This window comes from Ensifer sp. ENS10 (genome assembly GCF_014852025.1).
Taxonomy (GTDB): Bacteria; Pseudomonadota; Alphaproteobacteria; order Rhizobiales; family Rhizobiaceae; genus Ensifer.
On the sequence record NZ_JACVAS010000002.1, the window covers coordinates 906,367 to 931,560 of the forward strand.

The window sequence follows — 25,194 nt, forward strand, 5'->3', positions numbered from 1 at the left end:
AAAATCAGATCACCGCTTGAGCCTACCTTGACAAGCGCCTTCGCGCGCAGATATTAACCGATAAGTTAAATAACTCTACGGTTAAGGACTGGGCGCATTGGGGCGCCAAGCGAGGAGGCTTCATGACACCGGCGACCGCAAACGCAACGCGCAAGGACATCGGACTGGAAATCGTGCGCGACTTCGAAGCGCCGGTGAGCCTCGTCTTCAAGGTCTGGTCGACGCCCGAGCACATGCTGCGCTGGTGGGGACCGCGGGATTTCACGCCGCATTCGGTGAACATGGACTTCCGTCCGGGCGGCGCTTGGCGCGCCTGCATCCGCTCGCCCGAAGGCCAGGACTACTGGATGAGCGGCGTCTATCGCGAAGTGCGCGAGCCCGAAAAGCTCGTCTTCACCTTCGCCTGGGATGAAGACGGCGAGCCCGGCGCCGACACGCTGGTCACGGTTTCCTTTGCCGATATCGGCGGCCGGACACGGCTGACCTTCCAGCAAACACCATTCGAGACCGTCGAGGAGCGCGACTCGCACCAGGAAGGCTGGGGCGAGTGCCTCGAGCGGCTCAAGGATTACGTCGAACATGTCTGAGATCGCAAACCTGCAAAGCGCTGCTACGCCCGCCCCCCCTAGGGCGAGCCGGCGCGAATGGATCGGGCTCGCCGTGCTGGCCCTGCCCTGCATGCTCTATTCCATGGACCTGACCGTGCTGAACCTCGCGGTCCCGCAGCTGACCGAGGAGCTGAAGCCCTCCGCCGCCCAGCTTCTCTGGATCATCGACATCTACGGCTTCATGGTCGCCGGTTCACTGATAACAATGGGAACGCTCGGCGACCGCATCGGCCGCCGGCGGCTGCTGATGATCGGTTCGATCGCCTTCGGCCTCGCCTCGATCTTCGCCGCATTTGCCTGGAACGCCGAAACCTTGATCCTCGCACGTGCCGTGCTCGGCGTCGCGGCGGCGACGCTTGCACCCTCCACCCTCTCCTTGATCCGCAACATGTTCCTGGACGACAGGCAGCGCACTTTCGCAATCGGCGTCTGGCTTGCCAGCTTCTCCGCCGGCGGTGCCATCGGGCCCGTTGTCGGCGGCCTCATGCTGTCGCAATTCTGGTGGGGCTCGGTCTTCCTTCTCGCCGTTCCCGTCATGGTGCTGATCCTGGTTCTCGGACCGATCCTGCTGCCGGAGTTCCGTGATCCCGAGGCCGGTCGGATCGATCTGGTCAGCGCTGCCCAGTCGCTGATATCAGTGCTTTCGGCAATCTACGGCGTGAAGCATATCGCCGAGGCCGGGCTCGACACGACGGCGATCTTCTTCATCCTTCTCGGCATCGCCGTCGCAATCCTGTTTGCACGGCGCCAGCTCCGGCTTGCCGATCCCTTGATCGATCTGAGGCTGTTCAAGACACCGACCTTCAGCGCGGCGCTCGGCGTCAACATCCTCGGCATGTTCGTAGGCTTCGGCGCGTTCCTGTTCGTGGCGCAGTATCTGCAGCTCGTCCTCGGGCTTTCGCCTTTCGTCGCCGGACTCTGGTCGATGCCAACGGGCGTCGCGATGATCCTCGCTTCGATGGGGGTTCCGATGCTTGCCACACGCGTCGCCGCCTCCAACCTGATTGCCGCGGGTTTCGTGCTGGCGGCCATCGGTTTTGCGATCTGCACCCAGGTGGGCACGTCGAGCAGCCCGCTGCTCGTCACGACGGGTCTCGTCGTGCTCTGCCTCGGCTTTGCCTCGGTCGGGACGCTGACGACGGACATGATCGTCGGCTCGGCGCCGCCGGAACGTGCCGGCGCAGCCTCGGCGATCTCCGAGACCAGCTTCGAATTCGGCGGCGCGCTCGGCATTGCCGTGCTCGGCAGCCTGCTGACCTCGGCCTATCGCGGCCGCATGGACGGGCTGGTGGTAACCGGCCTGCCGGAAGAGACGATCGCCGCGGCCCGGCAGACGCTCGGCGGCGCGGTGGCCGTCGCCGCCGATCTACCGTCGGCTGAAGCCGAGCGTCTATTGACGGCGGCACGTGACGTCTTCACCCAGTCCTTCGCCTTCACCGCCTCGATCTGCGTATTCCTGTCGCTCGCCACCGCGCTCATGGCCTTCCTGCTCCTGCGCAAGGCGAGCGATGACGGCGACGGCAAGGCCACGGCGCTGGTCGACGAGGCAGCGCCCTCGGGCAACGTCGGATAACACCCGCGGCGCAAGTCGCCGCGGCATCAGAACGCAATCAACGCTGCACCCAGCAACGTGGGCCATCGGCCGGCGAACGGTGACATGCGCCCGAAGGGAGGAAACCGATGAAAAAGCTCTATCGCGGTAGCTGCCACTGCCGTGCCGTCACCTTCGAATGCCAGCTCGATCTCGCCCAGGGCGTTCGCCGCTGCAACTGTTCCTTCTGCGCAAAGACACGGATGCAGAAGGCCTTTGCCCTTCGCGAGGAGTTCGGGATCACCACCGGCAAAGACAAGCTCACGAGCTATCGGGCCGATAACTCGGGCTGGATCGAGGGCGACGTCGACCACTATTTCTGCAGCCGCTGCGGCGTCCGCCCCTTCTCGCGCGGCTACCACAAGGATTTTCTTGGCCACTTCTACGCAGTCAACGCCGCCTGCCTCGATGGCGTCAGCGACGCGGAACTGGGCGAAGCGCCCATCATCTACGAAAACGGCCGCGCTGACGACCATTTCAACCCACCGGAAGACACGCGCTTCATGTGAGGCGCGGTCCGCCGGGAGTTGTACCGCGTCAGGCGACGGTCAAGGCCCGCAGCGCGTCCAGCGCCCGTTCGGCATCCGCTTCCGGCACGAAGATGTGGTCGTGATAATAGGCCGCGATCACATTGGCGCTGATGCCCTCGCGCGTCAGCGCCGCCGAGACAGCCGCAGTCAGACCAATGGCTTCCAGCGCCGAATGCACATTGAGCGTGATGCGCCGAAGCAGCGGACCGTAATCGAGCCCCGCCTCGTCCGCAGCACTACGGGCAAGGACCAGCGTCAGCCCCTCGTCCTCGCGATAGGTGGCAAGCGGCTCCAGCATTTCGTAGCGCGCCGCATCCCGATAGGCGACGGTGCAGTAGACATAGGTCTGCGGAAACAGCACCGGGTTCATCGTCGCCAGGAGTTTTGCGAGGTCCGTTTCGCCAGCCATGACATCTTCCCCGTTTGCGCATCTGATCGGCTGAAGTGGTAGCGGATCGTCACGTTGGCGTGAAGCACGCGAACGCGATTTGACCATTGTCATTCCCGTGAAAACATGAAGTCATCAAGCGCCCGGAGTGGAAACCGGGTGGTGGAGGAAATGATGGCGTTGAGCAGCAAGTCGGCACATGCCTCTTACAGACCCCTCGGGATGCTGACGGCTACCTTCGCCGCGCTGCTGGCGGCGGTACCGCTCGCCGCCGCCCAGGAACCGGCCGTCGTCATCCCACCGCCCTCGCTCGACGAGAAAGTGTCCGGCACGACGGAGATCGCCGTCTTTGCCGGCGGCTGCTTCTGGGGCGTTCAGGGCGTTTTCCAGCATGTCAAAGGCGTGAAAAAAGCCGTTTCGGGCTACTCCGGCGGCAGCGCCGCGACCGCCGACTACGAGACGGTCAGCGGCGGCAAGACCGGCCACGCGGAATCAGTGGAGGTCATCTACGATCCGCGCGAGGTGACCTATGGAGGACTGCTGCAGGTCTTCTTCTCCGTCGCCCACAACCCGACACAGCTCAATTACCAGGGCCCTGACCATGGCACCCAATACCGGTCGGCGCTCTTTGCCGTCACGGATGAGCAGAAGCGCATCGCCGACGCCTATATCGCCGAACTCGGCAAGTCACGCGCCTTCCCCGCGGCGATCGTTACGGAAGTCTCACCCTTTAGGGGATTCTACGCCGCCGAGGACTATCATCAGGATTTCCTGACGCGAAATCCGACGCACCCCTATATCGTCTACAACGACATGCCGAAGATCGAGAACTTGCGGGCGCTCTTCCCGCAGGCCTTCCGGGCAAACCCCGTGCTGGTGTTCAAGGCGAAAAGCTAGCACTGATAGAAATAGCGTGACGCAGCTTTCCGCCCGGAACGGCAACGCACCAATTGTCAGCGGGTTCCTGCAAGTACCGCCACGCCCTCGGCCAGCCGCCGAAACCCTTCCCGCGCGCCCTCGCTCATGTGCCGCGCCCGCAGCCAGGCGTGGATCATCTGCGGCTCCTCGCGGAAGGTGACGTTGACGCCGGCCGTAGCAAGGCGCGCGGCATAGATCCGGGCGTCATCGCGCAAGGGATCGAAGAAGGCGCCGGTGATATAGGTCGGCGGCAAGCCCGAGAGATCCTTTTCCGCCAAGGGCGCTGCGAAGGGATTGTCGGCAGGCGCCTGCAGGATCTTGCGATAATAGCTGGTATCGGCGGTCGTCAGCCCCGGTGCTTCGGCCATCTCCACATAGGAGCCGGACACGAGGTCGCCACCGAGACCCGGATAGATCAGCACCTGGCCGACGATGCCGGCGAGCGCCTCCGCTCGCGCCTTGAGCACGATGCCGGCCGTGAGATTGCCACCGGCGCTGTCGCCGGCAACGACGACCGGGCGACCATCGGCGAGCAACTCCTGCAGCACCGCATAACAATCCTCGAAGGCCGCTGGCCAGACATGCTCGGGCGCCAGGCGATAATCGACCGATACCAGCTCTGCCCCAGCAAAATCCGCCAGCTCGGCGCAGATCGCATCATGGCTGTTAAGCGAACCGACGACGAAGCCGCCGCCATGGATGTAGTAGATGCGGGTCTTCGTCGAAACGGTCGCCGGCCAATAGCGCCAGATCGGGATGCGGCCATCGACGAGCCTATCCTCGCGGGTGAGACCGGCCGGGCTCGGCGCATCGAATTCGGCGCAAAGCGCGTCGTACCATTGGCGCTGCTGCTCGATCGAGGCATCGACCGCATCGGCCGGATAGAACGCCTCGCAGCGGCGGTGAAAGGCGAGGATCCCCTCCTCCGTCGGCATCGGCCGCTTCGTCATCTGGTCCACATCGTCCTCCTCTCATCCCGCTTTCGCGCCAGCTTAGCATCGGCACGCCCGCTCCCTGTTCGAAAACCGACATGACAGGAAAAAATCACCGACCGATCCGCTTGCGTTTCGGCGCTTGCCAGCCCTGCCCCGCACCTATTAACTCGCGCCATGGCCTTCACATTTCGACAGTTGCAGTATTTCGTCGCCGTCGCCGAGCAGGGTTCGATCACCCGTGCGGCGCAGAACCTTTCGATCTCGCAATCCTCGATCACCGAGGCGATCAAGGAGCTCGAAGGCGATCTCGGCGTCGAGCTCTTCGACCGCCATCCGCGCGGCCTGTCGATCACCCATAACGGCCACCAGTTCCTGCGCCACGCCACCAAGATCCTCTCCAATGTCTCCGACGCCCGACGCAGCTTTTCCGACAGCCGCGAGGAAACCGGCGGCAAGCTCAATCTTGGGGTCACCTCGCTTGTTGCCGGCTACGTGCTCTCCGATCTCTTGGCCCGCTATCGCCGCGCCTGCCCCGGCGTCGAGGTCAGCGCCATCGAGGACAACGGCTCCTATCTCGAACATCTCTTGATCGGCGGCGAGCTCGACGTCGCCGTCATGGTCATCTCCAACCTGCGCGATCGCATGGCGCTGCAGGCCGAAATCCTCGAGACATCGCCCTATCGTCTCTGGCTGCCGATCGGCCACCCTCTGGTCAGCGCCGACATCATCTCCGTCAGCGATATCGCCAAGGAACCGCTGATCATGCTGACGGTGGATGAAATCGAGGAGAACACCGGCAAATTGCTGTCGGCACTCGGCGCCCGCCCGCATGTGGCCTTCCGCACCCGCTCGGTGGAAGCGGTGCGCAGCCTGGTCGCAACCGGCGCCGGCATCGCGCTCCTGCCCGATCTCGTCTACCGCCCGTGGTCGCTTGAAGGTGACCGGATCGAAAGCCGCGACGTCTCCGGCGCGCTTCCCGTCGTGCAGGTCGGCATGGTCTGGCGCAAAGGCTCCGGCCTGCCGCAATCGGCGCGCGATTTCGTCGGCATCGCCGAGGCGCTTCGAAGCGCCCGCCCGCGTTAACCCACTGGATTTGTTTGCTTTCAGGCCGCTTCTGAGCGTTGATATCGGAAAAACCGAAAGCGACATTCTGTTTAATGAATTTGCGAATGCGGAGAAATCAAGGCACGCTTCATTCTGGGAACGAAGCCGTAAAATGCGGCTCAAAACTGGGAGAATTCAGATGAAGCAGATGCTTAAATCCTGCACGGCATTGACCCTGTCGCTTGGCCTTGTTGCCCCGGCATTCGCGCAGGAGCCGCTGAAGGAACTCGGCAAGGGTGAAGGCGAACTCTCCATCGTCGCCTGGGCCGGCTACATCGAGCGCGGCGACACCGACAAGAACTACGACTGGGTCACGGATTTCGAAAAGCAGACCGGATGCAAGGTCTCGGTCAAGACGGCCGCCACCTCGGACGAAATGGTCGCGCTGATGAATGAAGGCGGCTTCGACCTCGTCACCGCCTCCGGCGACGCCTCACTGCGCCTCGTTGCCGGCAAGCGCGTCCAGCCTGTTAACACCGATCTGATCCCGAGCTGGAAGACGATCGACGAGCGCATGCAGAACGCGCCGTGGTTCACGGTCAACGGCGTTCATTACGGCGTACCCTATGTCTGGGGCCCGAACGTGCTGATGTACAACAAGGACGCCTTCAAGGGCGAAACGCCGAAGAGCTGGAATGTCGTCTTCGAGGAAATGAACCTGCCCGACGGCAAGTCCAACAAGGGCCGCGTCCAAGCCTATGACGGTCCGATCCATGTGGCCGACGCCGCCAACTACCTGATGGCCCACAAACCCGAGCTCGGCATCAAGAATCCCTACGAACTCAACGAAGACCAGTACAAGGCGGCCCTCGATCTGCTTCGCGGCCAGCGCAAGCTGGTCGGCCGCTACTGGCACGACGCGATGATCCAGATCGACGACTTCAAGAACGAAGGCGTCGTCGCCTCCGGCTCCTGGCCGTTCCAGGTCAACCTGATGGAAGCCGAAAAGCTGCCGATCTCTTCGACCATTCCGGAAGAAGGCGTCACCGGATGGGCGGATACGACCATGCTGCATGCCGAAAGCGCCCATCCGAACTGCGCCTATATGTGGATGGAGCACTCGCTGTCGCCGAAGGTGCAGGGCGACGTCTCCGCCTGGTTCGGCGCCAACCCGTCCGTCGGTGCCGCCTGCAAGGGCAACGACCTTTTGACCGACGCCGGCTGCAAGACCAATGGCTATGAGGACTTCGACAAGGTCAAGTTCTGGAAGACGCCGGTTACGAAGTGCGAAAGCCAGGGCGAATGCGTGCCCTATCACCGCTGGGTCTCCGACTACATCGGCGTGATCGGCGGCCGCTGAGCCGTCGCGACCACATCGCAAGCATCGCCCCTCACCCTAGCCCTCTCCCCGCACGCGGGGAGAGGGAACGCCCCCGGCCAAGCCTCGGGCGTGACCTTTGAGGCAAGACGCCCGCCACGAGTCCCCTTCGCCCCGCCTGCGGGGAGAAGGTGCCCGGCAGGGCGGATGAGGGGCGCTTCCCCTCACCGCGGGGATGAGGGGCCACACTTTCCGGAGTACTTCAATGACCACCGCCGTTCTCTTCGACAATGTTTCCCGCCACTTCGGCGCCGTGCGCGCCGTCGATGGCGTGAACCTCGAAATCGCCGAGGGCGAATTCTTCGCCATGCTCGGTCCCTCCGGCTCGGGCAAGACCACGTGTCTCCGCCTGATGGCCGGCTTCGAGCAGCCGACCGGCGGCCATATCGAGATCTTCGGCGAGACGGCCGAGGGCGTGCCGCCCTATCGGCGTAGCGTCAACACGGTGTTTCAGGACTACGCCCTCTTCCCGCATCTCTCGATCCTCGACAACGTCGCCTACGGGCTGATGGTCAAGGGCGTCGGCCGCGAGGAACGCCGCAAGGCAGCCGAGGACGCGCTCGCCATGGTCAAGTTGCCGGGCTACGGCACTCGCCGCCCCGGACAACTCTCCGGCGGCCAGCGTCAGCGCGTGGCGCTCGCCCGGGCGCTCGTCAACAAGCCCAAGGTGCTTTTGCTCGACGAACCGCTCGGCGCGCTTGATCTGAAGCTGCGCGAGCAGATGCAGGAGGAGCTGAAGAGCCTGCAGAAATCGCTCGGCATCACCTTCGTCTTCGTGACCCACGACCAGGGCGAGGCGCTGTCCATGGCCGACCGCATCGCCGTCTTCAACGATGGCCGCATCCAGCAGCTCGGCAGCCCCGAAGACGTCTACAAGCAGCCGAAGACGCGGTTCGTTGCCGATTTCGTCGGTTCGTCCAACGTGCTGCCGGAAAAAATCTGCCAGCGGCTCGGTTTGAAGGCACCCTCCGCCAGCCTGCGCCCGGAGGCGATCTCCATCTCCACCCCGTGGACCGGCGCGCTCAGCCTTTCGGGCACCGTCTCGGCCCATAGTTTCCTCGGCGCCGTCAACCGCGTCGTCGTCGATGTCGATGGGGCCCGTGTCGCCGTCGCCAGCCCCGCAGCGCTCACCGTGCCTGCGGTCGGCAGCCCCGTCACCATCAGCTTCGCCGCCGACGAGCTGCACCCGATGGAGGACGCATGACCGCCTTTGCCGAACCCCTCGTTCTGCCCGAGCGCCGCGGCCCCGCCGGCCGCCTGTCGGACTTTTTCTGGAAGCACCCGCATCTGCTGCTGACGGTGATGCTTGCGCCGCCGCTGCTCTGGCTCGGCGTCGTCTATCTGGGCTCGCTCTTTGCGCTGTTGCTGCAGAGCTTCTTCTCGATCGACGATTTCTCCGGCCTGATCAATTACGAGTTCACGCTGGCGACCTATCGCCAGCTTTTGAGCGAAACCAATCTCGACATCATCCTGCGCACGGTGACGATGGCGGCAACCGTCACGCTCGCTTCCGCCGTCATCGCCTTCCCGATCGCCTATTACGCGGCGCGCTACGCGCAGGGAAAATGGAAGGTGCTCTTCTATCTCGGCGTCATGCTGCCGCTCTGGTCGAGCTATCTGGTCAAGATCTACGCCTGGAAGCTGATCCTCGCCAAGGAAGGCATCCTCACCTGGATCTTCGAAAAGCTGCACCTGCTCTGGCTGCTCGACGGTTGGCTGTCGCTTCCCGTCGTCGGCGGCAACTCGCTCTCGGTCAGCTATACCGGCACCTTCATCGTCTTCGTCTATGTCTGGCTGCCCTTCATGATCCTGCCGATCCAGGCAGCGCTCGAGCGCGTACCGGGCAACCTGATTGAGGCTTCCTCGGATCTCGGCGGCACGCCGGCGCAGACCTTCCGTCACGTGCTCTTTCCCTTAGCGCTGCCGGGCATCGTCGCCGGCTCGATCTTCACCTTCTCGCTGACGCTCGGCGACTACATCATCCCGCAGATCGTCGGCTCGTCCCGGCTGTTCATCGGCCAGGCGGTCTATGCTCAGCAGGGCACCGCCGGCAACATCCCGCTCGCCGCCGCCTTCACGGTGGTGCCGATCGTCATCATGGGCGCCTACCTGTTTGTGGCCAAACGCATGGGGGCTTTCGATGCGCTCTGATCGCTTGAACCGCTCGCCGATGGGCTTGAAGATCGCGGCCGCCGCCGGCCTTGCCTTCCTGCACCTGCCGATCCTATTGATCTTCCTCTACGCCTTTACGACGGAGGAAAAGAGCTACCAGTTCCCGCCGCCGGGGCTGACCGCGCAATGGTTCGCCGTTGCCTGGAACCGGCCCGACGTCTGGGCGGCGCTGACGCTCTCGGTCAAGGTCGCCGCGATAGCCACGTCGGTGGCGCTGGTGCTCGGCACGCTCTGTGCGGCCGCCGTCAGCCAGACGCGCTTCTTCGGCCGCGAGACGATCTCGCTGCTTGTCATCCTGCCGATCGCGCTTCCCGGCATCATCACCGGCATTGCGCTGCGCTCCGCCTTCTCGATGGCCGATATCCCCTTTTCCTTCTGGACCATCGTTCTCGGCCACGCGACCTTCTGCATCGTCGTCGTCTACAACAATGCGGTCGCCCGCTTCCGGCGGATATCAGGCTCGCTGATCGAAGCCTCGATGGATCTCGGCGCCGACGGCTTCCAGACCTTCCGCCACATCATCCTGCCGAACATCGGCACGGCGTTGCTCGCCGGCGGCATGCTCGCCTTCGCGCTGTCCTTCGACGAGGTGATCGTCACCACCTTTACCGCCGGCCAGCAATCGACCCTGCCGATCTGGATGCTCGAAGAGCTGATCCGCCCGCGCCAGCGCCCGGTGACCAATGTCGTCGCCATGGTCGTGGTGCTCGTCACCTTCCTGCCGATCCTCGGCGCCTACTACCTCACCCGCGACGGCGACCAGATCGCCGGTGCCGGCAAATAACTCGACTATCAAGGGAGAACAGACATGGACACCCAACTGCTGATCGGATCGCGCTTCGAAGCCGGCACCGAGGCCGACGAACACATCCTGAACCCGCGGACGGGCGGCAAGATCGTCGACCTGCCGGAAGCCTCGCATGCCCAGGTCGAGGCGGCTGTCGACGCCGCCGAGCAGGCTTTCACCAGCTGGTCGCAGACCACGCCGGCCGAGCGCTCCAACTATCTGCTCAAGATCGCCGATGCGATCGAGAAGGATGCGGACGGCTTTGCAGCCCTTGAGGCGCTGAACTGCGGCAAGCCGATCAACGCGGTGAAGAACGACGAACTGCCGGCCATCGTCGACTGCTGGCGCTTCTTCGCCGGCGCCGTGCGCAACCTGCATGCGCCGACAGCTGGCGAATACCTGCCCGGCCACACCTCGATGATCCGCCGCGACCCGATCGGCATCGTCGGCTCGATCGCCCCCTGGAACTATCCGCTGATGATGATGGCCTGGAAGCTGGCGCCGGCAATCGCCGGCGGCAATACCGTCGTCTTCAAGCCCTCCGAGCAGACGCCGCTAACGGCGCTGAAGCTTGCCCGCGTGCTCGCCGACATCCTGCCGGAAGGCGTCGTCAACGTCATTTCCGGCCGTGGCGAAACCGTCGGCAATGCGCTGATCAACCATCCGAAGATCTCTATGGTCTCGATCACCGGCGACATCGCCACCGGCAAGAAGGTGCTGGCGGCCGCCGCCAAGACCGTCAAGCGCACGCATCTGGAGCTCGGCGGCAAGGCCCCTGTTATCGTCTATGACGACGCCGATCTCGAAGCGGTGGTCAATGGCATCCGCACCTTCGGCTACTACAATGCCGGCCAGGACTGCACCGCCGCCTGCCGCATCTATGCCGAAGCCGGCATCTACGAGAAGCTGGTCGCCGACCTTACCTCCGCCGTCTCGACCATCCGCTACAATCTTGCCGACGACACCGAAAACGAGATCGGCCCGCTGATTTCGCGCCGCCAGCGCGATCGCGTTGCAAGCTTCGTCGAGCGTGCCGCCGACCAGAAGCACATCGAGATCACCACCGGCGGCAGCGCCGGCAGCAGCGATGGCTTCTTCTTCCAGCCGACCGTGGTCGCCGGTGCCACCCAGGAGGACGAGATCGTCCGCCGCGAAGTCTTCGGCCCGGTTGTCTCGGTCACCCGCTTCACCGGCAAGGACGATGCGATCGCCTGGGCCAATGACAGCGACTACGGCCTCGCCTCCTCCGTCTGGACCAAGGACATCTCCCGGGCGATGAAGGCAGCCTCGCGGCTGCAATACGGCTGCACCTGGATCAACACCCATTTCATGCTGACCAACGAGATGCCGCATGGCGGCGTCAAGCAATCGGGCTACGGCAAGGACATGTCGGTCTATGCGCTCGAGGACTACACCGCCGTTCGCCACATCATGATCAACCACGGCTGAGGCGCACACGCGCCTGAGCTCGGCTCGCATATCGCATGCAAACGAAAACAAACGGGAGAAGTTTGCCATGTACCGTCGTCAATTGCTTGTTGCTGCAGGCGCTCTGAGCCTCAGCGCCCTGGTGCTCTCGCCGGCGGCCTTCGCCGCCGACGCCGCGCCGGATGTGGTCGCGGCCTATGTCGCGGCCTGGAACGCCCATGACTCGGCCAAGGCCGCATCCTACTTCGCCGACGACGTGACCTATTACGACGCGTCCGTCGGCAAGCCGGTCACCGGGAAAGATGCCGCCAAGACCGGCGTCATCGACAACTTCCTGAACGCGGTTCCCGATGCGGTCTGGACCATGAAGGGCGACCCAATCGCAGCCGGCGACAAGGTCTCCTTCGAATGGGAGTTCTCCGGCACCAACTCAGGCGCCTGGGCGGATGGCACGGCCGCGACCAACAAGAGCTTCAAGTTCACCGGCGCTTCGGTCTTCACCATCAAGGACGGCAAGATCGCCGCCCAGAACGACTATTACGACGCCCTCGGCTTCTACAAGCAGCTCGGTCTGATGTAACGGGCGGCGCTTAGCCTTGCGCATTGGCAGCCGCAAGCTCCGGCTTGTGGCTGCGCTCTCCTTTTGTCCGCAAATCATGATTGTAAAACTCATAAATGACTTGCGCCGCACGAAATCTTGAGTAACACGATCACCTTATGAGTTTCTGACCGCGCTCAGAAGGTGTTGCATGCTTGCAGGACAGCGTTCTTTCACGGCTGAGTTTCCGATCGGGCTTGCCCGGATGCGGGTGACGCCATGACGGTTGCCGTTTCCGAACCAGTCGTCGCGACAGGCGGCCCCAAGGCGCTGTCGGCCGCCTTTGCCGGCACCCATGCCTGGTGCAACGAGAAGATGGTGCTCTCGGACGAACTCTCCGACGGCGTTGCGCTGCCGGACTTCTTCGCCTCTGGCGCCTTCGACCGGGCGCTCGACGTCTACACGGAAAAATCCGGAGCCAGCGATCGGCGCGCCGTCGCCTCCATGTGGTCGCTCTATTATTTCTCGAGCCTCACCATCCCCTATCTGGTGGCGCGCGTGCTCGACCATCAGGTGCTCCCCGTCACCTTCGATCAGATGAAAGTGGCGCTTGCCGAAGACGGCCTGCCCCGAACCTTCGGCGTCGCCACATCGGGCGACTGGCAGGCGGGCGATGACACCGACGTCTTCGCGACGCTCGCACCGCTGATGCAAGGGCATCTGCGCGAGGTCGTCGGTTACCTCAAGTCCGTCGGCGGCATCGCCCCGAAACTCGCCTGGAACAATGCGCTCGTCTACATCGACTATGCGCTGCGGGCCTCGGGCATCGAGCCGCTGAACGCCCAGGCCGATGCCCTCATCGGCAGCAAGTCCCTGCCGGACGGCACGCCCAATCCCTTCTTCGATTGCCTCCGCCACGAGGAAGAAGACGGCGCTCGCGTCTGCCGCCGCAAGATCTGCTGCCTGCGCTACCTGCTGCCCGGCGTGCCGAGCTGCGGCAGCCTCTGCGCCCTTCCTAGCCAAAGGAACCAATAGGCTTGCCTCATCGCTGCATTTTCCAGACCGCCCGGCGGTTCTTCCTCGTCATCCTTGCTGCTCTGACGCTCGCAACCGCCGCCCATGCGGAAGGCCAATGGCCGATGACCGTCACCGATGCGATCGGCCGCGAGGTGACGCTCCCGGCAAAGCCCAAGGCGATCCTGCTCGGCAGCGGTTTCAATCTCGTCGCGCTGTCGCTGATCCATCCCGATCCCGTCAGCCTGCTTGCCGGCTGGTCCGGCGACATGAAGGGCGACAATCCCGAGATCTACGAAAGCTTCCGGCGGAAGTTTCCCGCGATCGCAGACGTCCCGCAGATCGACGACGGAACCGGCCCGGGCCTTTCCTTCGAGACGCTGCTGACGCTGAAGGCCGACCTTGCGATCCTCGCCAATTGGCAGGCCGACACCGAACCCGGCAAGCGCGCCATCGACTATCTGACCGGCATCGGTGTTCCTGTCATCGTCGTCGACTTCAACAATGATCCGCTGACGAGCACGCCGCGCATGATGCGCCTGCTCGGCAAGATCCTCGAACGGGACGAACAGGCAGACGCCTTCGCTCAGTTCTACGAGGACAAGCTGGCCTTGATCCGGGCGCGCCTCGCCGCCAGGCCGGAGCCACGCCCTCTGGTGCTGATGGACGCCTTCCCCCAGGCCGACCGCTGCTGCTGGGCCTATGGCACCGGCGGCCTCGGCGAGTTCCTGACGATTGCCGGCGGCCGCAACATCGCCGAAGGCACGCTGCCGCGGCCGGGCGGCACGGTCAACGCCGAGGCGGTCATGGCCGCCAATCCCGACATCTACATCGCTACCTCCTCGCCCGGCGGCAAGTACGGCACGCTCTCGATCGGCCCGGGTATCAGCGAAGACGAAGCGCAACAGACGCTCGCCCGCACGATCGAGGCGCCCGCCCTTTCGAGCATCCGCGCCGTACAGGAAAAGCGCGTCCATGGGCTTTGGAACTTCTTCAACGCCATCCCGCTCAACATCGTCGCGGCAGAGGCCTTCGCCGCCTGGATCCGGCCGGATCTCTTTTCCGATCTCGACCCGAAGAAAAGCCTTGCCGAGATCAACACCCGCTTCGCCGCGGTCCCGTTCGAAGGCACCTACTGGGTGGACCTGAAACCGGCGGACTAGCATCCGCTTTGTCCTCACCAGCAATAGAGTCCGTCCTTGGCCGAGAACCATCGGCTGCTGCTTATGGTCGCGTGTTGTCAGCCGCCGAGCACCCTATATAAGTGCGGTCACGGCCTTGCCTCTTGAGGGCAAGGACCGTCTAAAGCTTTGATCGGCTGCATGGTTTCCCTCTTGCATCGAATCCGATTCAAGGAATGATGCGGTGAGGAGGATCCGGATGCTTTGGTTGATTGCGTTACCGCTGGGTCTTGTCGTTGTGTATCTGGCAACGCGCTTCAGCCGTTTTCGCCAATGGGCGGAACCGATCCTCTCAGTTGCCGTAGCGGTCGGCCTGCTCGTCGCCTTCATCATCTGGTTCAGCGATCGCGACGGTCGCAAGCCCGCAGCACCTGAACCGGTCCAGACGACGCAGCCCGCGGGCCTGACCGCCGCCGACATTGCGCTTGATGGCCTGACCTTCGAGCAAAGCCAACCGGGACGAAGCTTCCGCCTGCGTGGCACGGTGACGAACAAGGGCCAGACGCTGCTCGAATATTTCCGCCTCTCCGTCACGCTGGAAGATTGCCCGGACGACGTCTGCCAGACGATCGGCGACGACGCGGCCCTCATTCTCGCCCGGGTGCCGGCCGGCCAGAGCCGGCCGTTCGAGACTTTCCTCACCTTTCCGAACCGCGAAGGCCAGAGCCTGACGGCGCCGAAATGGACGGCCGACATCGTCGAGGTCCGCGGCACAAACCGGTGAACAGCGGGTGCAATGCCCGGAATGCGACACAATTCCGGCGGAAACCCGCTTCAAAGTTTATCAGGAATCGCTTGTGAACAGCGCGCGCTCAGCGATTCGACAGGAGAGTGGGACACTCTAGGCGGCGTCCGGACGGCGTAGGGCTTCGACGAAGGCAACCGTCGTCGTCACCTCGGCGAACTCGGCGCGCAAGGTCGCGACATGGGCCCGGTGGACATCCCGGGCCGCGATTACCGTTCCATCTCCATCCGGCTGGTCGAAGCAATCGCACGCATCCTCGACGAGGATCATGCGGTAGCCGAGATTGGCGCCAACGCGCACCGAGGTGGAGACACACATGTCGGTCGAGATGCCGAAGGTAACGACTGTATCGACGCCGAGACGCCGAAGCCTGAGGTCGAGATCGGTACCGATGAAGGCCGCGTTGACGCTCTTGGTGACGAGTGGTTCGCCGGCCTGCGGCTCGAAGCCGGGCCGGAAGGCATTGCCGGGTGCACCGGCTCCAAGCGTCGAGCCCGGCATGACGCTGTCATGGCGGACATGGATCACCGGCCGGCCGGCCGCGCGCCAGGCGGCAAGCAGAGTGAGACCGTTCCGGTCGATATCGGCATTCCATCGGCGCGGCCAGGGGGCGCTGTCGAAAGCCTGCTGCATGTCGATCGGCAGCAGCACGGCATTGTCGGGCACGACTGGTATTTTCATGGCAAAGCTCCTTCGTTGCGAGAAGGAAGCTATCTGTCCTATCGTCCGGTTTCACTGGACAATATGGCGCCAAACCGGACAAACGTCCGGACTTCGCGCAAAAGGAGATACAATTTGACGGAACTCGACGACAAGGATCGGCTGCTGCTGGCAGCGCTTCGCCAGGATTCACGCCAGAGCCTGGTGGCGCTCGCCCGACATGCCGGCCTCTCGCGCAGCGGCGTGCACGAGCGTCTGCGGCGCCTCGAAGCCAAGGGCGTCGTCGCCGGCTACACCATCCGTCTCGGCGTCGAGGACAAGAACCCGACGGTCAGGGCCTTGGTCGCCATCACGTTCCAGTCCAGCAAGAATTGCGACCACATCGTGCCGCACCTTTCCGCCATGTCGCCGGTCGTCACATGCTGGTCGCTCGCCGGCTCCACCGATCTGATGGTGCTCGTCGAATGCGCTACGAACGGCGACCTCGACACGATCCGCCGGCAGATTTCCCTGATCCCGGGTATCGCCACTGTGCAGACGCATGTGGCGCTCCGGACCCATTTCGATCGCAGAGATTAGGTGGGACGGCCTCGGCCGATCCCACTCGGTTGATGAGATGGATCAGACCGGTCGGCTGATCTCGTCGAGATACCAGTTGATGTAACGAAGCTCGTTATGCTCCATCGGCGCGATCGGACCCGGCACGAAATAGTGCGAGCGCACGCCGCGCGACGTGTGCTCGATGATCGCCTTGTCCTCCTCGGTCGTCACCTTCCACAGCCAGGTCAACCTGTCGAGATCGTAGTCGCACCCTTCCTCGGCCTTGCCGTCGACCAGCCAGATCAGCTCCATCTCCGACGTCTCCGCCGTCTTCGGGATGAAACGGTAGATCATGCCATGATCGGGATAGCAGACGAGGAAAGTGGTGCCGCCCAAGTGGATCGAGGTGACGCCGCCGTCGAAATCGCTGAAACGCCCCATGAGCCGGCTCAGCGCCTGGCCGTCCTTGCTGCCGGTCTTGGCGCCGTCATAGAGCGGATAGCGGAAGGCGTGCACCGCCTCCTTCCCCGTGACAGATGTCTGCCAATGGTTGCCGGAGCCGACCTCGATGCCGAGTTCGCAGGTGCGCGCCTCCATCCGGGCGTTCAGTTCCTCGATCATGTGCAGCGGCTGTTCCAGCGCATGCGTTTCGGAATATTCCGGATGCGCCGGACCGCAGTGATAGCACTCGACATAGTTCTCGACCGCGAGCTTCCAGTTGGCATCGACCGGATAGGTCTGGCGATGGGCGATCTTGGCCGACCCCCAGCCATATTGCCCGCAGGTCGCGTGCAGGAGATGCTCGACATCGCTGAAATCGAGCGGCTGGTCGGCGAATGAGATGAAGATCAGCCCTTCGATGACACGCACATGGAGCTTCTTCAGCCCATGGTCTTCGCGCCGGAAATCCTTCGGCATCAACCGCGCCGCCTTCAGCGCGCCGTCATTGCCATAGGTCCAGGCATGGTAAGGGCAGACGAAGGCGCGGGCATTGCCCTTCTTCTTGGCGCAGACCTCGGCGCCGCGATGGCGGCAGACATTGAGCATCGCGTGGATCTCGCCACTGGCCGTGCGGGTGACGATCACCTGCTCGGAGGCCATGCGGAACACCTCGAAGTCATTGACGTTCGGGATCGCGCTCTCGTGCGCCACGCAGTGCCAATGGCGGCGGAAGAGGCGCTCAAGATCGCGTTCATAAATCTCCGGGTCGAGATAGAAGGCGCGCGCCAACCCATGGCCGGGACGATGGGCGGCAATCAACTGGTCGATGCGGTCGCCGGTGACAGTCGTAGTCTTGAGCTCCGAAACGAGCATGGGGTTGAACTCCAACAATTGGACCGGAAGGACCGCGTTCCGGCGCGCGTGTAAATTTCATCGGGCACCGGATGGCGCGCCCTCTGCCGTTGGTGCGAGATCCGCCCCTCACCCTGACCCTCTCCCCGCGCGCGGGGAGAGGGGAAAGTAGCCGTTTGCGCCAGGACATCCGCCCCGCCCAGGTCCGCGCCAGCATCGCGGCGCGTTTCCCTTCCCTCGTCTGCTCTCTTGGAGCGCGACGTCGAAAGGCGCCGCCTCCTCTCGCCTCGCCGCCTGAGGCTTGGGGCTGGCCAGGCGTCTCCTTCTCCCCGTCAGAACGGGGAGAAGGTGGCCGGCAGGCCGGATGAGGGGCGCCTTCCCCCACCACGCGAACGAGGGGCAGCTTCAAGCACCTACGCCTCCGTCCCCAATGCAAACGCCATCGCTCGCGAACTTCGGCGACACCTCAGCTCGACGTAGTCCTTGCAATCTGTAGATGACGGATCGGCCAGACCTGGCCCCCGCTGCCCCCGCCCCGCGACCGGGGCGGAGAGCTAAACTCAGCAGAAGATCTGGAACCTCTCCCTGATCGCCCGATCGATATCCGGCGCGATCACCGAAGGGGCTGCTTCGGCCAGAATGCGGTTTTTCCTCTCGATCGCCCGCGCCACCAGATCGGGGCGGCCGATCTCGACCCATTCCTTCGGGCTCGTGCGATCGGCGACCGCCGGATAGATGTATTCCGTCTGCATCAGCCCAAGCGTCTGCGGATGGCCGAGATAGTGACCGGGGCCATCGAGGCAGACCGAGCGCATGGTCTCGAGCGAGACCGAATCCTCCGTCACGTCGATGCCGCGGATGCAGCGCTGCACCTGGCCGAGCAGATCGTCGCCGAGCACCAGCGACTCCAGGCAGAAGCCGAGCAGCGAGGCATGCATGCCGACGGCCTCATAGACCATGTTGAGGCCGGAAAGCCCGGCCATGACATTGGAGATCGCCTGCTCCCAGCCGGCCTGCATATCCGGTAGCTTGGCGTCGGCAATGCCGGCAGCGGCCCCACCGGGCAGGCGGTAGAACTGGTGCATCTGCGCGCAGCCGGCCGTCAGCAGCGCCTGCTCGCCGGAGCCGCCGGACATCGCCCCGGTGCGTAGATCCGAGACGAACGGCCAGGTGCCGAAGACTGCGGGATGGCCGGGCGACATGGCGTTGACATAGACGACGCCCGCCAGGCATTCGGCGACCGCCTGGACAATCGCGGTTGCCAGCGGCGCCGGTGCGGTCGCACCCGCCTGGCCGGCCGAAAGTAAGAGGATCGGCATCCCGGCGCGGATGCACTTTTCCATGGTGATGCAGCTTTCCTCGGCAAACTTCATCGGCGGCACGACGAAGCAGTTCGAGTTGGAAACGAAGGGCCGCGCCCGCCACTTGTCCTCGCCGCCGGCGATCATGTGGATGAGATCGAAGCAACCATCGACATGCGAAGGATCGGAAAAGCTGGTGCCTACGTGCTTGGTAGTGCCGGCGCAGCAGGCATAGAGCGTGTTGACGTCCATCAGGAAGTTGTCGGCTACATCGCGACAGACCATGGCGCGCTGGAAGAAGTGCACGTTGTCGAGGTGATGGACGAGCTGTGCGGCGTTCAATAGGTCCTTGGCGGTGGACTCGCGATATTCGCGTTTCTCGACGTCGACGATATGCACCGCAGCACCGGCCGTGCCGTAATAGACGCGGGTGCCGCTGAGTTCGAGATCCTGCTTCGGATCGCGGGCATGAAGCGTGATGTCGCGCGCGGCGATCGCCAGCATGTCCTCGACCAGGGCACGCGGGAAGCGGATGCGCCCATCGTCGCCGAGAATGGCGCCTGCGGCGGTCATGATCTCGATGCCCGATTTCGGCGCGTTGGCGAGCCCGATCTGTTCGAGCGCATCGAGCGCCGCCTCATGGATGCGCTTCACGCCGGCATCGGTCAGCGGCTTGTATTGCCCGCCGGAAAGGCCGGGCCGCACCGGCCGGATGTTTTCGGCCAGCGGCGCCGAACGCAGCGCCACCCGCGCCGCCCGCCCGCCGGACCGTCTCGAAGCCGCAACTGCACAATCGTCAGCCATCATCATCTCCCAATGGGGCAGCTTGCCCCCTCATTCGCGCGGTGAGATTAAAGCCCCTCATCCGCCTGCCGGCACCTTCTCCCCGTTTTGACAGGGAGAAGGGACATGCTGATCCCGCTCGTTCCCCTCCTCACCGTTCATGAGGAAGAGGATTATCTGTCTTCTGCGCCCGCCTCGTCCGTCCCCTGCCCCTTTCCCCGCCTGCGGAGAGAGGGAACGAGTCCGGCGCCACGCGTCCCTTCTCCCCGTCAGAACGGGAGAAGGTGCCGGCAGGCGGATGAGGGGCAGTCCTCAAGCACCGAACACGATGCCCGACGCCCAAACGCCTCACCTACATCCGCACCCGCTCCGCCCGCGGGTCGTACATCGGCTTCAGCGACGCCTCGGCCGCGACCCGCGTCCCGGCGATCTCGATCTCGAAGCGCGAGCCGAGCACGTCGTCTGCGCTCTCGCCTTCCGAGGGCACGTAGCCGAGGCCGATGGCGCCGCCGAGGTGGTGGCCGTAATTGCCTGATGTGATCGTTCCGACGATCTTGCCATCGCGAACGATCGCCTCGTTGTGGAAGAGCAGCGGCTCCGGATCGGCGAGACGGAACTGCACCAGTCGGCGTGAAAGACCGCGATTGTGCTTGGCAAGCACCGCTTCCCGACCGATGAATTCGCCCTTGTCGGCTTTGACCGCAAAGCCGAGACCGGCTTCGAGCACATGGTCCTCGTCGGTGATGTCGTGGCCGAAATGGCGGAACGCCTTCTCAATCCGGCAGCTGTCGAGCGTATGGATGCCGCAGAGCTTGAGCCCCAGATCCTGCCCCGCCTCCTCCAGCGCCTCAAACACGTGCGCCGTCTGGTCGGTCGAGACATAGAGCTCCCAGCCGAGCTCGCCGACATAGGTAACGCGGTGCGCACGGGCGAGGCCCATGCCGACCTCGATCTCGCGTGCCGTGCCGAAGGGATGGGCGGCATTCGAAAAATCGTTGGGGCTCACCTTCTGCATCAGCTCGCGCGCCTTCGGCCCCATGACGCAGAGCACGCTTTCGCCGGCGCCGACATCGGTGATGACGACAAATTCATCGGCGAGATGTTTGCGCAGCCAGGCAAGGTCGCGCTGCAGCGTGGCGCCCGGCACGACCAGCAGGAAGGCGGTTTCCGAAAGACGCGTCACCGTCAGATCGCTTTCGATGCCGCCGCGGGCGTTCAGCATCTGGGTGTAAACGATGCGGCCGGGCTCGACGTTCATCTCGTTGGCGCAGAGCCGCTGCAGGAAGGAAAGCGCATCGCGCCCCTCCACCCGGATCTTGCCGAACGAGGTCATGTCGAACAGGCCGACGCCGTTGCGCACGGCGAGATGCTCGGCCTTCTGGTTCTCGAACCAATTCTGCCGCTTCCAGGAATAGCGGTATTCGCGCTCCTGACCGTCATTTGCAAACCAATTGGCGCGCTCCCATCCCGCGACTTCGCCGAACACGGCGCCGCGCGCTTTCAGGTGTTCGTGCAGCGGCGAACGCCGCACGCCGCGCGCCGTCGCCATCTGGCGATAGGGGAAGTGATCGGCATAGAGCAGGCCGAGCGTCTCCGAGACGCGATCCTTGAGATAGGCGCGGTTCTTCTGGAACGGCTGCGCCCGGCGGATATCCACTTCCCAGAGATCGAAGGGCGGCTCGCCGTCGTTCATCCATTGGGCGAGCGCCATGCCGGCGCCGCCGGAGGAGACGATGCCGATCGAATTGTAGCCGGCTGCCACCCAATAGCCCTTCACTTCGGGCGCTTCGCCGAGATAGTAGCGGTCGTCGGGCGTGAAGCTTTCGGGGCCGTTGAAGAAGGTGTGGATGCCCGCCGTTTCCAGCATCGGCATGCGGTTGACCGCCATCTCCAGGATCGGCGCGAAGTGGTCGAAATCGTCAGGCAGCTGGTCGAAGCAGAAATCCTCGCGGATGCCGTCCATGCCCCAGGGCTTGGCCTTGAGCTCGAAGGCGCCGATCAGCATCTTGCCGGCATCCTCCTTGTAATAGGTGCACTCGTCCGGCACGCGCAGCACTGGCAGGCGCTTGAGCTCCGGGATCGCCTCGGTGACGATGTAGAAATGCTCGCAGGCGTGCAGCGGCACGGTGACGCCGGATTGCCGCGCGAACTCCCGGCCCCACATGCCGGCGCAGTTGACGACATGATCCGTCTCGATTGTGTAGGTCTCGCCGTTCTGCTCGCAAGTGACGCCGGTGACCCGGCCGTCCTTCTTCAGCACGGCCGTCACCTTGACGCCCTCGATGATCGTCGCGCCGTTCTGCCGCGCCCCCTTGGCCAGCGCCATGGCGATGTTGGCCGGATCGCATTGGCCATCGAGCGGCAGATGCACCGCCGCCTTCACGTCCGAAGTGTTGAGGTGCGGATACATCGCCTTCACTTCATCAGGCGTGATCTCGCGCACGTCGACATTGAAGGCGCGCGCCAATGACGCCTGGCGATAGATTTCCTCCTTGCGTTCCTCCGTCAGCGCCACCGTGATCGAGCCGTTCTGGCGCATGCCGGTGGAAATGCCGGTCTCGGCCTCGAGCTTGACGTAAAGATCGGCGGAATATTTCGCCAGCCGCGTCATGTTTTGCGACGCGCGCAGCTGGCCGATAAGGCCGGCCGCATGCCAGGTCGTGCCCGAGGTCAGCTGCTTGCGCTCGAGCAGCACCACGTCGGTCCAGCCGAGCTTGGCGAGATGATAGGCGACGGAACAGCCGGAAACGCCGCCGCCGATGATGACCGCACGGGCTTTCGAGGGAATGGGCTTGGTCATGCGCGCAGTCTTTCATTGGAGGGATCCCAGAGCGGCTGGTCCGCCTCGACCGTCGCCTTGAAGCGGTCGCCGAAGATCTCGACCTCGATTTCCTTGCCGGGCACGGCAAGATCAGCGCGCAGCATGCCAAGCGCGATCGACTTGCCGACCCGGTAGCCCCAATTGCCCGAGGTCGTCTCGCCGACCACCTGACCATCGGACCAGAGCGTCGACATGTAAGGCGCGTCGCAGCCGTCGGCGGCGACCGTCAGGGTGACGAAGCGCTTGCTCACGCCCTGCTGCTTTTCGCGCTCCAACGCCGCCTTGCCCTTGAAGCCGGGCTTGCCCCAGTCGACGAAGCGCTCGAGCCCGCCCTGCAGGATGGTGTAGTCGGTCGAAAGATCGCCCTTCCAGGCGCGATAGCCCTTCTCGATGCGCAGGCTGTCGAGCGCCTCCATGCCGAAGGGTTTGAGGCCATGCTTCTGACCGGCCGCCCAGACGGCGTCGAAGATGACGGCCGTATCCTCCACCTTGGTGTGGATTTCCCAGCCGAGCTCGCCGGCGAAGGAGACACGCACCAGCTGGCAATAGCGGCCGGCGATCTGAGCGGTCTGGTGCGTCAGCCAGCCCTTGGCGAGATCAGCATCGCTGACCTCGGCGAGGATCGCGCGCGACTTCGGCCCGGTCAGGATCTGGCAGGAGAAGGACTTGGTGACATCGTCGATGGTGAAGGCGGCATTGGCCGGCCGGTGCTTCGTCAGCCACTCGAAATCGTGCCACTGCGCCGTTGCGGCGGTGATCAGGAAGAAGAAGTCCTCGTCAATCATCATGACCGACATTTCGGTGACGATCCGGCCCTTGTCGTCCGCGAAATAGGCAAGGCCGATACGACCCGGCTTCGGCACGCGCCCGGTGATGAGGCCCGAAAGCCACGCGGTCGCCCCCTCGCCCTTCACCCGGAAGCGCGAGAAGCCCGGCAAATCGAGAATGCCGGCGGCATCGCGCACGGCCAGACACTCCTCCTCGATGCGCTTCGCCCACGGCCCCGCGCGACCCCAGGTCTGCGTCGCACCTTCAGAGGTGTCGTCGCCGGGTTTGGCGTACCACATGGCGCGCTCCCAGCCGTTATAGGGCTTGAACTGCGCACCGAGTGCCTGGATCCGGTCGTGGATCGGTGACAACTTCTTGCCGCGGCCCGCCGCCCAATAGTGTTTCGGGAAATGCATCGCGTACTCGTGGCCGTAGATCTCCATGCCCTTGGCGATACAATAGTCCTGGTCGGTATAGTCGGTGCAACGGCGTGGGTCGCAGGACCACATGTCCCACTCCGTCTGGCCCTCGGTGATCCATTCGGCCAGTACCTTGCCGGCGCCGCCGGCCTGACAGATGCCGAAGGTAAAGACGCAAGCCTCAAACGCATTGGGCACGCCCGGCATTGGGCCGATCAGCGGGTTGCCGTCGGGTGCATAGGGGATCGGGCCGTTGATGATCCGCGACAGCCCGGCCGTGCCGAGGATCGGTACGCGTTCGACGGCGTCGTTCAGGTACCATTCCAGCCGATCGAGATCGTCGGGGAAGAGCTGGAAGGAGAAATCCTCTGGCATCGGATCGTCAGGCGTTATCCAATGGGCGCGGCAGTTGCGCTCATAGGGCCCGAGGTTCATGCCGTTCTTCTCCTGGCGGAGATAGTAGGAGCTGTCGACGTCGCGAAGAAGCGGCAGCTTGTGGCCCGCCTCCTTCGACCAGGCGGCAAGCTCCGGGATCTCGTCGAACAGGATATACTGATGGCTCATCACCATCATCGGCACGTCGCGGCCGAACATCTTGCCGACCTCGCGGGCATAGTAGCCGGCGGCGTTGACGACGTATTCGCAGCGGATTTCGCCCTGCGGTGTGGTGATCACCCATTCGTCGTTCTCTCGGCGCGCCGCCGTGACGGGACAGAAGCGGATGATTTTTGCGCCCATGTCGCGCGCGCCCTTGGCGAGCGCCTGCGTCAGCTGCGCCGGGTCGATGTCACCGTCATAGGGATCGTAGAGCGCGCCGGTCAGCTCGTGCGTTTCGAGGAAAGGGTAGCGGGCGCGCATCTCGTCGGGCGACAGGATATCGAGATCCATGCCCTGGTAGCGACCCATGCCGACGACGCGCTTGAACTCCTGGAGGCGCTCCTTGGAGTGGCCGAGCCGGATTGAGCCAGTGACGTGATAGTTCATCGGATAATCGACGAGTGCGCCGAGGTCGCGATAGAGCGATGCCGAGTAGCGCTGCATGTTCATGATCGACCAGGAGGACGAAAACGTCGGCACGTTGCCGGCCGCATGCCAGGTCGAGCCCGCCGTCAGCTCGTTCTTTTCCAGAAGCACGCAATCGGTCCAGCCGGCCTTGGCAAGATGGTAGAGCGAGGAAGCGCCGATCGCTCCCCCACCGATGATCACGACCCGTGCGTGCGACGGCAAATTCGACATCAACTGTTCCCTCGTTTTGGCGGAATTCTTGCCGGGGAAGCAGTGCGCCATCAAGCGACGGAAACAGGCTTTATTGATCGACAAATTCGATTAGATTGAAGCGATTGCAAAGGGGA

Annotated in this window: 22 protein-coding genes; 15 read left to right on the forward strand and 7 right to left on the reverse strand. The window is 64.0% G+C overall.

Annotated features, from left to right (window positions below; translation table 11 throughout):
* Window positions 1–122: 122 nt before the first annotated feature.
* The 3 genes from IB265_RS11335 to IB265_RS11345 all read left to right on the forward strand — a co-directional run bounded on the left by IB265_RS11335 (window position 123) and on the right by IB265_RS11345 (window position 2,708).
* Window positions 123–587: an SRPBCC domain-containing protein gene (locus IB265_RS11335; RefSeq protein WP_057253285.1), complete on the forward strand. Its 465-nt coding sequence runs from the start codon at window positions 123–125 to the stop codon at window positions 585–587.
* The gene (locus tag IB265_RS11340; RefSeq protein ID WP_057253283.1) at window positions 580–2,181 is read left to right on the forward strand and encodes an MFS transporter; all 1,602 of its coding nucleotides are present in this window, start codon (window positions 580–582) and stop codon (window positions 2,179–2,181) included. Before IB265_RS11335 ends, IB265_RS11340 begins: the two co-directional genes overlap by 8 nt.
* Before the next feature lie 107 nt (window positions 2,182–2,288).
* The gene (locus IB265_RS11345; RefSeq protein ID WP_057253281.1) at window positions 2,289–2,708 is read left to right on the forward strand and encodes a GFA family protein; all 420 of its coding nucleotides are present in this window, start codon (window positions 2,289–2,291) and stop codon (window positions 2,706–2,708) included.
* 28 nt (window positions 2,709–2,736) lie between these two features.
* Here IB265_RS11345 and IB265_RS11350 read toward each other — a convergent pair whose 3' ends face one another.
* Complete coding sequence (locus IB265_RS11350) at window positions 2,737–3,138, reverse strand: ACT domain-containing protein (RefSeq protein ID WP_057253279.1); 402 nt, start codon at window positions 3,136–3,138, stop codon at window positions 2,737–2,739.
* 153 nt (window positions 3,139–3,291) lie between these two features.
* Here IB265_RS11350 and msrA point away from each other — a divergent pair, with 153 nt between their 5' ends.
* Window positions 3,292–4,014, forward strand: a complete 723-nt coding sequence (gene msrA / locus IB265_RS11355; protein WP_082616012.1) for a peptide-methionine (S)-S-oxide reductase MsrA — start codon at window positions 3,292–3,294, stop codon at window positions 4,012–4,014.
* A gap of 56 nt (window positions 4,015–4,070) precedes the next feature.
* Here the strand turns inward: msrA and IB265_RS11360 are convergent, their stop codons facing one another.
* Window positions 4,071–4,985, reverse strand: coding sequence for an alpha/beta hydrolase (locus IB265_RS11360; protein ID WP_057254358.1), 915 nt, complete (start codon window positions 4,983–4,985; stop codon window positions 4,071–4,073).
* Window positions 4,986–5,144: 159 nt separating this feature from the next.
* Between IB265_RS11360 and IB265_RS11365 the strand changes: the two genes are divergently transcribed.
* From IB265_RS11365 to IB265_RS11410, 10 genes are all read left to right on the forward strand, one after another.
* On the forward strand, window positions 5,145–6,053 hold the full coding sequence (locus tag IB265_RS11365; protein ID WP_029742595.1) for a LysR family transcriptional regulator: 909 nt from the start codon (window positions 5,145–5,147) through the stop codon (window positions 6,051–6,053).
* 160 nt (window positions 6,054–6,213) lie between these two features.
* Window positions 6,214–7,374: an ABC transporter substrate-binding protein gene (locus tag IB265_RS11370; RefSeq protein ID WP_057253277.1), complete on the forward strand. Its 1,161-nt coding sequence runs from the start codon at window positions 6,214–6,216 to the stop codon at window positions 7,372–7,374.
* Between the two features lie 223 nt (window positions 7,375–7,597).
* On the forward strand, window positions 7,598–8,596 hold the full coding sequence (locus IB265_RS11375) for an ABC transporter ATP-binding protein (RefSeq protein ID WP_057253275.1): 999 nt from the start codon (window positions 7,598–7,600) through the stop codon (window positions 8,594–8,596).
* A complete protein-coding gene (locus IB265_RS11380; protein ID WP_057253272.1) occupies window positions 8,593–9,543 on the forward strand; it encodes an ABC transporter permease in 951 nt (316 codons plus the stop codon). The genes IB265_RS11375 and IB265_RS11380 overlap by 4 nt, the downstream gene beginning before the upstream one ends.
* Window positions 9,533–10,348 carry an ABC transporter permease gene (locus tag IB265_RS11385; RefSeq protein ID WP_057253270.1) on the forward strand — a complete coding sequence of 272 codons (816 nt, stop codon included), beginning with the start codon at window positions 9,533–9,535 and terminating at the stop codon, window positions 10,346–10,348. Before IB265_RS11380 ends, IB265_RS11385 begins: the two co-directional genes overlap by 11 nt.
* 24 nt (window positions 10,349–10,372) lie before the next feature.
* Window positions 10,373–11,800, forward strand: a complete 1,428-nt coding sequence (locus tag IB265_RS11390; RefSeq protein ID WP_192494787.1) for a gamma-aminobutyraldehyde dehydrogenase — start codon at window positions 10,373–10,375, stop codon at window positions 11,798–11,800.
* 67 nt (window positions 11,801–11,867) lie between these two features.
* A complete protein-coding gene (locus IB265_RS11395; RefSeq protein WP_057253266.1) occupies window positions 11,868–12,359 on the forward strand; it encodes an ester cyclase in 492 nt (163 codons plus the stop codon).
* 237 nt (window positions 12,360–12,596) lie between these two features.
* Complete coding sequence (fhuF, locus tag IB265_RS11400; protein ID WP_057253264.1) at window positions 12,597–13,352, forward strand: siderophore-iron reductase FhuF; 756 nt, start codon at window positions 12,597–12,599, stop codon at window positions 13,350–13,352.
* A 17-nt stretch (window positions 13,353–13,369) separates the two neighbouring features.
* On the forward strand, window positions 13,370–14,494 hold the full coding sequence (locus IB265_RS11405; protein WP_057254356.1) for an ABC transporter substrate-binding protein: 1,125 nt from the start codon (window positions 13,370–13,372) through the stop codon (window positions 14,492–14,494).
* 217 nt (window positions 14,495–14,711) lie between these two features.
* Window positions 14,712–15,236: a DUF3426 domain-containing protein gene (locus IB265_RS11410; protein WP_057253261.1), complete on the forward strand. Its 525-nt coding sequence runs from the start codon at window positions 14,712–14,714 to the stop codon at window positions 15,234–15,236.
* A gap of 117 nt (window positions 15,237–15,353) precedes the next feature.
* On the opposite strand, the gene IB265_RS11415 is transcribed toward IB265_RS11410, so the two are convergent.
* Window positions 15,354–15,938: a cysteine hydrolase family protein gene (locus IB265_RS11415; protein ID WP_058321558.1), complete on the reverse strand. Its 585-nt coding sequence runs from the start codon at window positions 15,936–15,938 to the stop codon at window positions 15,354–15,356.
* A gap of 114 nt (window positions 15,939–16,052) precedes the next feature.
* On the opposite strand from IB265_RS11415, the gene IB265_RS11420 reads away from it, so the two are divergent.
* Window positions 16,053–16,496 carry an Lrp/AsnC family transcriptional regulator gene (locus IB265_RS11420; RefSeq protein ID WP_093234395.1) on the forward strand — a complete coding sequence of 148 codons (444 nt, stop codon included), beginning with the start codon at window positions 16,053–16,055 and terminating at the stop codon, window positions 16,494–16,496.
* A gap of 42 nt (window positions 16,497–16,538) precedes the next feature.
* Here IB265_RS11420 and IB265_RS11425 read toward each other — a convergent pair whose 3' ends face one another.
* The 4 genes from IB265_RS11425 to IB265_RS11440 all read right to left on the reverse strand — a co-directional run bounded on the left by IB265_RS11425 (window position 16,539) and on the right by IB265_RS11440 (window position 25,078).
* Window positions 16,539–17,771, reverse strand: coding sequence for an aromatic ring-hydroxylating dioxygenase subunit alpha (locus IB265_RS11425; RefSeq protein WP_057253257.1), 1,233 nt, complete (start codon window positions 17,769–17,771; stop codon window positions 16,539–16,541).
* Between the two features lie 539 nt (window positions 17,772–18,310).
* A complete protein-coding gene (locus IB265_RS11430; RefSeq protein WP_057253255.1) occupies window positions 18,311–19,855 on the reverse strand; it encodes a trimethylamine methyltransferase family protein in 1,545 nt (514 codons plus the stop codon).
* A 331-nt stretch (window positions 19,856–20,186) separates the two neighbouring features.
* Window positions 20,187–22,634 (reverse strand): FAD-dependent oxidoreductase, encoded by a 2,448-nt coding sequence (locus IB265_RS11435; RefSeq protein WP_112996852.1) that lies wholly within the window; start codon window positions 22,632–22,634, stop codon window positions 20,187–20,189.
* Entirely contained in the window at window positions 22,631–25,078 is a 2,448-nt protein-coding gene (locus IB265_RS11440; protein WP_057253250.1) for an FAD-dependent oxidoreductase, read from the reverse strand. Before IB265_RS11440 ends, IB265_RS11435 begins: the two co-directional genes overlap by 4 nt.
* Between the last annotated feature and the right edge of the window lie 116 nt (window positions 25,079–25,194).